The sequence below is a fragment of the Flavobacteriales bacterium genome, from assembly GCA_021739695.1.
Lineage (GTDB): Bacteria > Bacteroidota > Bacteroidia > UBA10329 > UBA10329 > UBA10329.
This window is the reverse complement of record JAIPBM010000026.1, coordinates 54,476-66,480: the sequence shown is the minus strand read 5'-3', so window position 1 is coordinate 66,480 and position 12,005 is coordinate 54,476. Positions and strand designations below refer to the sequence as shown.

General features: G+C 45.7%; 8 protein-coding genes. 3 read left to right on the top strand and 5 right to left on the bottom strand.

Annotated elements, in window-relative coordinates:
• Together cas1 and K9J17_14680 are read right to left on the bottom strand one after the other, a co-directional pair.
• On the bottom strand, window positions 1–483 hold a 483-nt coding region (gene cas1 / locus K9J17_14685; GenBank protein ID MCF8277977.1), incomplete at its 3' end, for a type II CRISPR-associated endonuclease Cas1.
• Window positions 484–497: 14 nt separating this feature from the next.
• Window positions 498–5,150 (bottom strand): hypothetical protein, encoded by a 4,653-nt coding sequence (locus K9J17_14680; protein MCF8277976.1) that lies wholly within the window; start codon window positions 5,148–5,150, stop codon window positions 498–500.
• Window positions 5,151–5,950: 800 nt separating this feature from the next.
• On the opposite strand from K9J17_14680, the gene K9J17_14675 reads away from it, so the two are divergent.
• Window positions 5,951–6,385 (top strand): hypothetical protein, encoded by a 435-nt coding sequence (locus K9J17_14675; protein ID MCF8277975.1) that lies wholly within the window; start codon window positions 5,951–5,953, stop codon window positions 6,383–6,385.
• A 92-nt stretch (window positions 6,386–6,477) separates the two neighbouring features.
• A complete protein-coding gene (locus K9J17_14670; protein ID MCF8277974.1) occupies window positions 6,478–7,197 on the top strand; it encodes a fibronectin type III domain-containing protein in 720 nt (239 codons plus the stop codon).
• Between the two features lie 403 nt (window positions 7,198–7,600).
• Here K9J17_14670 and K9J17_14665 read toward each other — a convergent pair whose 3' ends face one another.
• Together K9J17_14665 and K9J17_14660 are read right to left on the bottom strand one after the other, a co-directional pair.
• The gene (locus K9J17_14665; protein ID MCF8277973.1) at window positions 7,601–8,533 is read right to left on the bottom strand and encodes a hypothetical protein; all 933 of its coding nucleotides are present in this window, start codon (window positions 8,531–8,533) and stop codon (window positions 7,601–7,603) included.
• 156 nt (window positions 8,534–8,689) lie between these two features.
• Window positions 8,690–9,316: a CPBP family intramembrane metalloprotease gene (locus K9J17_14660; protein ID MCF8277972.1), complete on the bottom strand. Its 627-nt coding sequence runs from the start codon at window positions 9,314–9,316 to the stop codon at window positions 8,690–8,692.
• A gap of 122 nt (window positions 9,317–9,438) precedes the next feature.
• Here K9J17_14660 and K9J17_14655 point away from each other — a divergent pair, with 122 nt between their 5' ends.
• The gene (locus K9J17_14655; protein ID MCF8277971.1) at window positions 9,439–10,890 is read left to right on the top strand and encodes a DUF5723 family protein; all 1,452 of its coding nucleotides are present in this window, start codon (window positions 9,439–9,441) and stop codon (window positions 10,888–10,890) included.
• Window positions 10,891–11,179: 289 nt separating this feature from the next.
• Here the strand turns inward: K9J17_14655 and K9J17_14650 are convergent, their stop codons facing one another.
• Window positions 11,180–11,914 carry a sulfite exporter TauE/SafE family protein gene (locus K9J17_14650; protein MCF8277970.1) on the bottom strand — a complete coding sequence of 245 codons (735 nt, stop codon included), beginning with the start codon at window positions 11,912–11,914 and terminating at the stop codon, window positions 11,180–11,182.
• Between the last annotated feature and the right edge of the window lie 91 nt (window positions 11,915–12,005).

The window sequence follows — 12,005 nt, the reverse complement described above, 5'->3', positions numbered from 1 at the left end:
ACGTGGCCAGTAATAGGCTGCTGCCACCCCTTCGCGGTTGTCCGTATCGCCACTCTTTACATTCTTGGCCGTGTTCTTTAGCAGTTCCACTTTGCCACCGAAAGAGGAGAGGACAATGGCCTGATTCTGAATCTTGGTTTCTACCACCTGCTGCCACAGTTGTTTCTTCAGTGGCTGGCTGGCCTCCACCTGATGGCGGAAGCTTTCGGCCTGTGTGGTATTGCCACAGAGGTTGAGCATCAAGCCTGTGGGGTGGTATTTTTCATCGCAGGTTACCAGGGCGGCATTATTGGCGAGTAGCGCAGCAATCAGCCCGTGGGTGATGGTGATCTGCGGGTCTTCCAATATCACTGCCCCGATGTCTTCTATCGGCACGGTCTTTTCCACCTTTTGTCCAAGCGCATCCAACTTGGACATCAGCAATTGCTTCTGTCTGAGAGAAAGTTTGGCAGGGGAACTGATGGCTACGGTACGTTTGATCATCGCTGTTCAAATCTTTATGCTGGTTTCACATTCCCCAAACGGTCGTGGTTCAACTTGATGCAAACAGACTTAATTGCAATTCCATCAACGCTGTACTCGGACTTGTCGTACCATCCTATCTCTCCTTTGTTCTTTCTGTCTGAAGGTACAATAGCTTTAGCCACATGTTGCGGTGCGAAATGACATTCTCCCTTGGTAAAGCTTTTGACCATGTATATCCTACTGCTTATTCGGTTTTTATCTTTGATCCAATCAGTGGTCTTTACTTCTTCATCAGGCTCAGGAACGTAGACAAGATCACCGGGTGATAGTGTGAACCAGCTATAGCCTTCCTTTTCCTCAACAAAACTACTGTTGGCTTTTCGAGCTTCGACAACTTGGTGTAAGGGAACAGAGGAGTTCTCGGTTATCAGATGCTTACCCGTTTCGTTGTTCACATAGACCACGAAGAAAAGATTGCTTCCCTTGGCTGCTTGAACTAGCAGGTCTCCGAGCATATACTTCTTACCAATCGCTTCCTTAACCCTTACTTTTCGAATCGGAACTTTTCGATTTCTGTTCAATGTCTCAATTCCTTCGGCATCGAAAGCAACTTCAGCACCTTTCAATTCCTTGCCATTTTCATCAATTCTTGAATACGTATTCAAATGCATTATCAGTGCCTTCTTTACACTTCCACTGACCACGTTGTTCTCGATCCATTGATGATTGCACTTAGTGTCTATGTCCACCCTATTGGCTGACAATGGTGTTTTATAAGGTAAAGAGATCTCTACTTCCGACACGGGTTCCCCAGCAGAATTAAGGAACGGATTCTCGGAAAGATAGGCGGCAGCGTCTTTTCTGTTTCCGCTTGACACAGATAGGGCCCGTTGCATTTGTTTTTTGATGGTTGTATCGGTTATAAAAGAAACGTTGCGCAATGCTTCATGTATGTCAACCGTTCTAATAGTCTTTTGCAGTAGATCGATGGACATGGGATTGCCATGGTGATCGGTCAAAGGATATTCTAGTAGAAACTGTTCTGCCTGTTTATGATTGTCACTATATTGTTTCAGTATTTGAACAATCTTTTCCCTTATAGCGGGTTTGGCTATGAGTTCGGGATTTTGAAGAGCCTTCTTTATGGAAACATTCTTGTCATACTGTTTAATGCCAATAGTACCATAGTTGGCCCCAGCTCCCAAAGGCACTCGCACATAAGACGAAAACGCTTCAGCATGATTCCCCTCGGCCTTTACCGTTTTCTTTTTCCATGTCCCGTTCTCTTTGACAAACTTGGTAATGCGGTTCCGTATTCTTCCAACTAGGAAACGGTCATTTTTAAGTGACGGCTTGTAGGAAATGACGATACTGGAAAGCGCATCCTTGGCACTGTCGGTGAATCCTGTCCATGGCAATCGGAACTTTCGGTTTGCAGCGTCATCACCTTCTTTCTCGATGAGCAGTTTCCTGTATGTGACAATATTGCCGTCCTCATCTTTACGGGGTCTGTAGTGTGCAGCATTCAGGTCATTCAGATATTTGATGTGTGTGTCAGTGGTACAGGCAATGGTGATAGCATCCAAGGCATGATGTCTATGGTCGATTCGCTTGCTCCAGTCCTTCAGCTTCAATATCTTCTTGCCTGTTGGTTTGTTGTCATTGCCTAACTGATCTTCATAATCCCAATAATTCTCAAAACCATCTTCTCCACGCTCCAAAGCAGGGTTCATGTTTCTTTCCAAACGCTCATACCGCTCAAGCAGTAATTGTTTGAACATATCATCCAATCCCCATTTATGTCTGAGTTCACTGGTGATGGATCCGTTGGTCTGAACGATAGGTTTTGTCTGGTATTCCGGAATACCTGCAAGTAGCTCATTGAGTTTTTTCCCGATGTATCGGGTATCAGACTGTTGACGGTTTATCATGCTGTCAGGCACGTCTTCACTTAGTAGCAGCCGTTTTTTCTTTCCACTGAAGTATCTGCTGACATAATCCTCGTAATCTTTTGTCCTCATCCTTTTCCCCGTCAGGTTCTTATTGGAAAGCATGTATTCCATGGCGGTCATCTGTCCTTTCTCCTTATTGAGAGAGGTTTCAACCACGACCTTATTGTCCAGTGAGTCATCGAACCAACGCGACTTTGGAATAATGTGGTCTATGTCATACTCTCGTTTATTGAAAAGCCCGCTCAATGAGATCGTTTTACCACTGTACGGTGAACGGAAATTCTGGGATGCCCACAGCTTATATTTTTCTATCTCAGCTTTGGTAGGTTCGGCTGGCTTTTTGAATTTGATGGCCTCAAAATATTTGTCCTTTGACTTTTGTTCAGCCTGTTCGACTGATTGCCGCTCCGTCAGTTTCATGCGTTCAATATCGCTGATGCTCTGAGGATTTCCGAGACGCAGTTCATTGAGAATGGCTGCAATGCGTCTGTTGGTCTTTTCATCTTCACTGATACGCTTCGATATGGCTTCACGCTCTTTCGCATTCTTCTTCAGGTCGCGAGACAGCTCAAGATGTATCTGAAACGGGCGTACGCCATGCTTTTTCCAAACATCCCTGACGATCATCAGGGTCTCATTGACAACTTGTTCAACGATAGGGTTGCGAAGTTCGAATGGTTTCATTCTTTGGATGTCTTCTGGACGGTCGTAAACCCCGCGTTCTTTTTCGCTGTGAATACCGAATACGGAATAGGCGGCCATGGAGACAGCAAAACCCTGACATGCATTCTTGTCTGAAATGTTTGATGCAGAGAATAGTTCTCGAACATGGTCGCTTATTCCTTCATCGAACTCACCAGTGAAAATCTTCTCCAATCGACTTCTGCTTGCCTTATCTATAGCTTCCCATTTCCAATACTTACCGCATTTCATCAGCGGAAGTAGTTGTTTCATGGCCTTGCTGCTTAGAGAGCCATAACCACTCTTGAATGCCTTTGTACGGGACAGTTTCTCTGCTTTGTCCGTATCTATGCCCACTTGCGTGACCAAGGCTTTGGAAACATGTTTCGGGTCTTCAAGGGAATAGAGAATGTGCCACAGACGATCATACTTGTCCTTATCCGCTAGGATGGCATCTATGGTTTTATCATCTAATTCAACGCGCTTCAATGCGCGGGTGATGACAACTTTCGTTTCGTTGCCTGGCATTTCACTGTCTTCTCTGCTTCTGAAATTACTGACCAGATATTGATCGACCGGATATTTTTTTCCGGTTGCCTTGCTCACAGTATCGAGTATCTGTTTCTGATTTACCTTCTCCTTTCCGTTGAATAGGTCGAATAGTTTCTCTTTCGCTTCGGTGGTGAATGCATCATGGCTGATGTCTCGGTCAGTTTTCAGTCTTCCTTTAGGGTCGCGATACTCCCGCTCCACAATCCGTAGATTGTTGATCGTTTGCCATATTCTGAATTCTTGAAATATGGGGCTACTTATCGGTGCTGACTTAAAGTAGGCCTGATGTGTCAATCCCTTATCATCCCTGTAACGGAAATTCTTCTTGGCATAGCGACAGACAGCAATGCTGCCTTTCTGCGACCTCAACGGACGTTGATAATAGATGATGTCATCCAGTAGAATATACACAAGGTCTTTCTTTTGGAGCTCATCCCTCCTTGTCGGATTTTCTCCAGGATAAAGTTCGGTTGCGATCTTGCTCAGCGTATCTGTGGTCATCAGCGGATTGCCTGCCTTCTCATACAGTTCCACCTGCTTATGCAGAATTGCCCGTATCTCATTTTCATAGTGGGCTCTATCAATAGGCACATCTTTAATGATGAATGTCGGGTCCTTTTTCAGCTCATAGAGGTAATATGAGCTGACATGTCCTTTGGGCATTACATCCCTTTTAAAATTGGCTATGGCCAATTCTCGTGCAAGTTTTTGCTTGGCCCACTTATCCTTGTCATTATTCGCAAGTTGCCTGAATTCATAGCGGGTCTCTTTTGCCTTATTGACTATACGGGTGATCTCAAGTTCCAATTCCTGTCCTATCCAATCAGGGCGTGTGGCTCTCAGGATAGTACCCTCACGTCCATCACTTAAGAGCACGTTGTAAATGGTCTTGCCTTTTTGTCTATCACCTTCGACCACATCTTTAATGGAAACTCGCTCAACAGTTTTTTCCCTTGTACGGTTAGGAATATCCGCTTCATCTTCCATTGGGTTCACAGCATCAGTCTTTCTGTTGCTTTTGAATCCTCTTCGTTGATTGAAATGATATAGCACTCGTGCAAGCTCAGCAGGGGCAAGCATTTCCATTAACCCTCTCTCTTTCAGAAAATAGACCAGCCAATCATGCGGTATGTCAGTCCCTTCTTCTCCGCTAACCCCAAAATAGATTCTCAATTGTTCCAGTCGCTCATTTGAAACAGGAATACCATTGCCAACCACATAGCTATGGGGCAGCCAGCCTAGTAGTTTCATCACATCCACAAGCCTTGACCTCCTTAGTTTGTAGCGTTGGCGCAACCGTCTTGCACCCCGCGCCATCCTTCTGTTTTCATTCTTTGATGCTGATTGGCCGGTCTCGAAAGCACCCAATAATGTGGTATCTGTCGGAATAATTCTACTCCCCACATCAACTATCTCACCTTGCTGGACATCGAAATCATAATTTATCAGAGCCCAACCGATTGAGTTGGTGCCAATATCAAATCCAAGAATATTTTTCATGTCTTGTTTGTTTTAAATCTGTTACATTTGGCATTAGCAAATCACAATAAGGATTATTCCGTAGTGAATACTTTTACCCTGGGGCAACTCGGGGTTTCTTTTTCCAATACGTTTCCATTCATCTTACTAAAGGATTATTCCGTTGTGAAAACATTCGAAGCGGCCCTCACGGGTCGTTTTTGCTTTTTGGCCATTGCTTTCACAATGCTAACTTAACACCCTTCATCCATTTATGCAAGAGTTTCTTGCTAGGTTTTAGGTATTAGGTATTAGGAGTTAGCGATTAGCACTTTTTCAATTCCTCTGTTCTTCCGTTCCCTTAACCGCAAAGACGCAGAGTTAGCGCGAAGGGCGCAAAGGCGTTTTCTGTTCTTCCTTTCCCGAATTCCCTCCCCTTGGGGGAGGTCAGGAGGGGTCTCTTTTCCTTAACCGCAAAGACGCGAAGTTGGCGCAAAGGGCTGATTGAGCTTAGAGCTTAGAGGTTAGAGGTTAGAGGTTAGAGGTTAGAGGTATTAGGAGTTAGGTGCTAGGAGTTAGGTATTAGGAGTTAGGTATTAGCACTTTTTCAATTACTCTGTTCTTCCGTTCTTCCGTTCTTCTGTTCTTCTGTTCTTCTGTTCTTCTGTTCCTCTGTTTTTCTGTTCATCTGTTCTTCTGTTCCCTAATTCCCTCCCCTTGGGGGAGGTCAGGAGGGGTCTCTGTTCTTCCGTTCCCTTCGACTTCGCTCAGGGTACGCTCCTTCGACTTCGCTCAGGGTACGGGGGTAGGCTGAGCGCAGTCGAAGCCTAGGGAGCAAGGCCTTGCCTAAGGCTACGCAGCCAAAAAGCAAGCTTAAAAAATGGCTGGGCATGTTAATCTACCGAAAAAGCAAGCTTAAAAAATGGCTGGACATGTTAATCTACCGAAAAAGCAAGCTTAAAAAATGGCTGGACATGTTAATCCACCGAAAAAGAATGCATGAAAAATGGCTGGACATGTTAATCTACCGAAAAAGCAAGCATGAAAAATGGCTGGACATGTTAATCTACCGAAAAAGAAGGCTTGAAAATAGTGGTGTTAGCGCGAAAAATGGCTCTTTAGCAGCGCAAAAAATTGCCGTTTTTGGGCGTTTTCAGCCCTTGGCGCGGCCGCTAAAAACAAGGTTTAGACGGGATTTTTGCCGAAAAATTGAAAATTCATTGAAAAAATATTGGGGCTATTTTGAACTTAAAAATGAAATTATTTTACATTTTTAGAAAAAAAAATCACTCAGCAAGGTATCATGTAAGAAAAAATACATGTTATCTTTGGGGTGCCCCTTTCTACCACTGCACAACCCGTAAATGCGATGAGCTATTACAAAGCAGTGTTCAACTTCAATCGTACGATTGAGGATAAAGCTCCAGAGGAGCGCGACATCCATTCAAAGATGTCTAATCTAGCCCTATTTGGCGATCCACCCATTCCGTATGCCGATTTTCTCTTGGCCATCAATGAGCAGCAAATAGCTGTAGATAATGCCCAAAATGGAGGTAGGTCGCAGATTGCCTTGATGCGCACCAAAGAGCGCATAGTGGATGACATGGTGCGAAAGTTTCGGAATTATGTGACCGATGTGGCCGATGGCGACACGGACATCATTCTTAGTTCAGGATTCAGGCATACGAAAGCACGGGCCAGTGCTGGCGATATGCCTAAGATAGAAGCTGTAAGGAGATTGAATACGGAAATTTCGGCTGCGCTTAAGTTGAGATGGAAACGCGTAAAAAATGTTGGTTTTTATGAAGTGGATGTGCGTTTGATAGAACAACTTAAAACCTCGCCTGTGCCTATACCTGTGCCTATACCTGTGCCTCCCGTTCCTCCCATTCCTGGTGGCGAAGACACTGGTACGGGAACGGGTTCTGACATCGTGGAAGAACGGCCTTGGGTCACCATAGCTACCAAGCCTGCCAACATCGAGATCAAGAATCTGAAACCACTTTCGCAATACGAAGTGCGCGTGCGCGCAAAAGGCACCAAAGGTTATGGTGGCTACTCTGATGTGGTGATCATGACCGTGACCTGATGATAATGAGCTGCGGCACTTCTAAATCAGTAGTGGTATAGAAGGGGCTGTCGCTAGCTTTGCACCCTATCCCGCCATCTAGGGATAGGGTGTTTTTTTTCGTTATGAGAATGAAACGAGAGCCTTCCTCCGTCAGGGTGACAAATGGATAGTCTGGTGGTGTCATAAGGAGATTGCTTCGTCATTCTTCCTCGCAATGACGCCCGTAGATCATCCATCATAAGCATCCGTCATTGCGAGGCACGAAGCAATCTCATAGAGAATCCGGTGGTCTAAGAATCAGATTGCTTCGTCATTCTTCCTCGCAATGACGCGCGTAGAGAGTCTGGTGGTGTCAGAAGGGGATTGCTTCGTCATACTTCCTCGCAATGACGTGCGTATGGCCATCGCTAATACCTAAGCCCTAAAACCTAACTCCTAATCCTTCGCTTACTTTCTTCACATCATCAATCCAGATCTCCCAGGCTACTTTCTGGAGTTCCGTTTTTTTTGGATAAGGACCAGCTACAAAATGCAACGATGATTGACGGTCCTCGTTCTCCATCAGCGTCATTTTTTCGCTGTAGTGAAAACCCATACGATCGTAATCAATCTGTAGGTAAAGCATTCCCCACAAACTGGTAATGATGCCTTTGGCGCGCAGGCTGTCCGACTCTAAGCTCAGATGAAGCTGCGAATCGGGTGTCCAAGCAGATTCGAAAAAGGCATGTTCATCAAAACGTTCGGCCAGTTCTTTGGCGTAGGATGTGCGGATAAATGCTTCCCATACTTTTTCCTTCGAAGCATTTATTTTCGACTCCAAATGGATCATGGGTGCTGGTCCCAAATTGGATACTTCTTCTTCCGAAAGAAAACTGAGCTGTCCGTACCACGCAGAACCGTTTCCGCCATTCGGATAGCGAAAACCTACTACGGTATCGGTGCCAGCTATCACTGCCTGTATCACGATGATCAGTTCGTTGAAGCCACTGTGCTCGGAGTAGATCCTGGCCACTCTCGGAAGCGAGATCAGCAATGGTCGGGCATTGGGTATTTTGGCCGTATCGAAGTACATGAGCGATGTGCCATTACGTGTTTCTTCGAAAGTTGGTAAACGGTCTGCCACTACCTTGATCTTATCAAGATCCTGTATGTCCATAGGAGGGAAGTTCCTCAGATTGTCTGGACAGTACCATCCACCATATTGGTGTGGTTCAGCATAAGCATCATTGTTTGTTGCGGCTTCTTCTGTTGATACTTCAACCACTTGTGTACTTGTAGCTTCATTCTGACCACAGGAAGTGAAGGCAACGAAGCATGCCACCAGCATGGGCAATAGGGTCTTTTCTTTTTTCATCATGCGATTGTTTGGTGCTCTGACGATACAGCTCGTCCATCAGCTGGAACAAAACTCAGCATCCAAAACCCGACCACAGCATCTTCTATGTAAAACAGTGAAAAGCGAGTGTAAATGTGTGTAAAGTGTGCTTATCCCACAGTCGCGCAGCATCCATCAAAGCGGATTGATCAGTAGTGCAATCAGGTTATTGGCGCTATGCGGAATGAAGGTGGTCCAAATGGAACGGGCAAGCCAATAGATTACTCCGAACACAAGGCCGTAGACAAATATGCTGAGACTATTAATTGCCAGTTCCAGCATTGGCTGCTGCTGAACGATGATCCACGAAGGTAAATGAAACAGCATGAAGCAAGTGGCCGAGATCGGAATGGACAACCATGCTGATCTCGTTTTGAGTTCCTGCCTCAGCACAATTCCACGAAAGAACACTTCTTCGGCAAAGGGAGAACCGATGACCCAATTGAGCCAAATGGCAGCAGCCGTTGGTAGCCTTGCTTCAACTGGAATCATGTGAGTGAAGCGATGAACGAGATAGAGCGCCAAGGCAAGCAATCCGCCAACAAGGATGGAGCGAATCAGATTCCCTTCCTTTCGGAACTCAGGATTGAACCAAAGGAACAGGGCAGAGGGAATGAGCAGTGCCGCTATTCGGGCAATTCCTCTGGAATAACTCTCCGTAGTGGAAATCTCAGGTTGATAAAGCATCACCACGCTCCAAGCCGTCCATAAAGCCATGGAAAGCAGGAAATACACGAAGTAATGCGTCCGCCTGAAAATCATCGTGTGTTCTTCAAAAGTTGAAGATATGTTGCAAACATGCTACATCATTAAATCAAATCGCAATTCTGTAATACTTTTTAATGCGCATCTGAGGTTCTTGTATCAACCAAAAACACCGAACCATGAATGCCAAGAACCTCCTTCAAGTTGCTTGCGTCTTAGGTGCAACAACTGCTTCGGCCCAAGAGCGCTTAGGGCTGGCCAACAGTAATTATGCAGGAACCACGGGAATGCCGCTCAATCCATCGAGTATGGTGGATAGCAAGGCGTGGTTAGATATCAATCTCGTAGGGGTAGATGTCTTTGCTTGGAACAACTTCGTCTATCTGAGTAAAGACAATTTCTATTTCTGGAAGAATGTTCCGCAGAATAATTACCCAACGCCACTTTATAGGATGAACGGAAAGGAGAAGCATGGCGTGGTCAACGCGCGTGTGGATGGACCTGGTTTCACCTTGAGTCAAGGCAAGAATGCTTTCGGATTCCATACTGCCGCACGCACCTTCGTTTCGTTCGAGGATTTCTTAGAGCCATCGGCAGTGTACGTGTACGAAGGCTTGGATTACAATCCGCAGCAGGGCATTACGTATTCGCAGCAAAAGATGGGTGCCTTTGCCACGGCTTGGGCGGAGATCGGTGCGAGTTATGGCCGCATCATCTATCAGCAAGGCAAGGACATGATAAATGTGGGCGGAACGGCCAACTACCTGATGGGAATTGGCCACATGAGCATGTATTTGGATGAATTGGACCATACAGTGGTCAACGATCAGGATTGGAACATCAGCAACCTCAATGGTCAGTATGCCATTACCGAACCTGGCTTTGCAAACGGACATGGGTTTTCGGTCGACCTAGGGGTGACCTACAAACGCATGTTGGAAGAAGTAGGCGATTACGCGCCACACACGGCACAATCAAACTGTGGAACCATCGATTACAGGTACAAGATAGGAGTGTCTGTTCTCGATCTGGGCGGCATCAGTTTCAATAAGAATTCGCTCATCCGCACCTTACAGAATGCGAGCACAACATGGACCGATTACCCGAACGCAGAGGTGAATGGCATCGGTGATATTGATGCTTTGATTGCATCGCAGTTTGCTTCAGATGCTGGAAGCATGCGAACGGGAACGCGTTATGGTGCAGCCTTGCCAAGTGCGGTTTCCGTTCAGTTCGATTACAATCTTGGGAAGAAATTCTATATCAATGCCACGTGGGTCCAAGGCTTCAAACTGAATACCACAACCACTGGAATCAGACGAAGCGTGATTGGCATTACCCCACGATTCGAGTCAAAATGGTTCGAAGCTTCGTTGCCGATTTCGCTCTACGATTACCGTTCGCCACAGCTCGGACTAGCATTCCGATTCTACAGCGTCACCATCGGTTCGGATAATATCCTGCCATTCTTCGTTCCGATGAACGTGAATTCTGGAAACATCTACGCCAGTGTGAAGATCACGCTATTCAAGAATCCTGCCTGCGGAAAGGGAAAAAGGAATTCGGGAAAAACGAAAAACGGTACCTACAAGCGAAAGGGAAGTGCGGTTGATTGCCCTGCGTTTATGTGAACAGTCTAGGTCATGCTGAACTTGATTCAGCATCTGTTTAGAACCTGAACCGAGCTTGCGAACTCACGACCTATGGGAGTAAACAAGTTCAGGGTGATGCTAGATCTGATTAGCGAATAACGAACTGTGATTGACGATTTATGCATTCAGCAAGTTCAAGCATACTGATTACCAATGGAGTGATGATCTTTAACGGTGACAATCGCAATTCGTTAATCGATAATCGTTCTTCGCCAATCCAAGGGGCTATAGCGCTCATGACAGAATTACACTGGAAGGGTCTTAATGCTTACACAAAGTCATAAATAACCTTCCCAAGAGTGATGACCCCGGTGATGAGAATCAGAATAAGAACGGTTGATTTGAATTGCTCCTGAGAAATACGTTCCAGAATCTTCTTGCCGATGTACGTTCCAAGAATACTCACCACCAGCAGGATGGGGATGAGGTAGAGGTCGTGAAAATGCACGTAGCCGTTGAGCGTGTAAACCACACTTCGGCTGGCATCAATGCCAAGGTCGATGATGGCAGATGTGGCAATGAAAACCTCTGTCTTCATATTAAAGGCTGCAAGGGTTATTCCACGGATGGCGCCACCAGTGCCGAGCACGCCAGCAACAAGCCCCGAAAGCACACCGCCACCAATGGAGTTGGCTACCGTTGGTTTTACCTCTAACTTTTTGAATATGAGAAATGTAAGGCTGGTTCCTATAAGAAATACTGCCAGTGCTATTTCAAGGATTTCGGATGCCAAAAACTTGCTGATATAAGCACCGATAATCACGAACAGTACTGCCGGAATGCCAAGTGAGAGTATCACTTTCTTGTCAAATCCTTTTCTAAAGAAGGCAATTTTGGTGATGTTGCTGGACACATGGAATATGGCCGTAATACCGAGTACGGAATGGAAATCGAGAAAGTAGCTGGCAATAGGCACGAAAAACAAGGACGAACCGAAACCGCCAACTGTGCCAAGAATTTCGGCTAGTAAGGCTAGGAAGATGAAAAGGGGTAGGTATTCAATAACCTCCAAAGGCTTCAGATTGTGTTCTGACGAAGGTACTTGAAGATTAGATTGAAAGATTTACGATTCTTGAAACGTACAAGCAATCTCG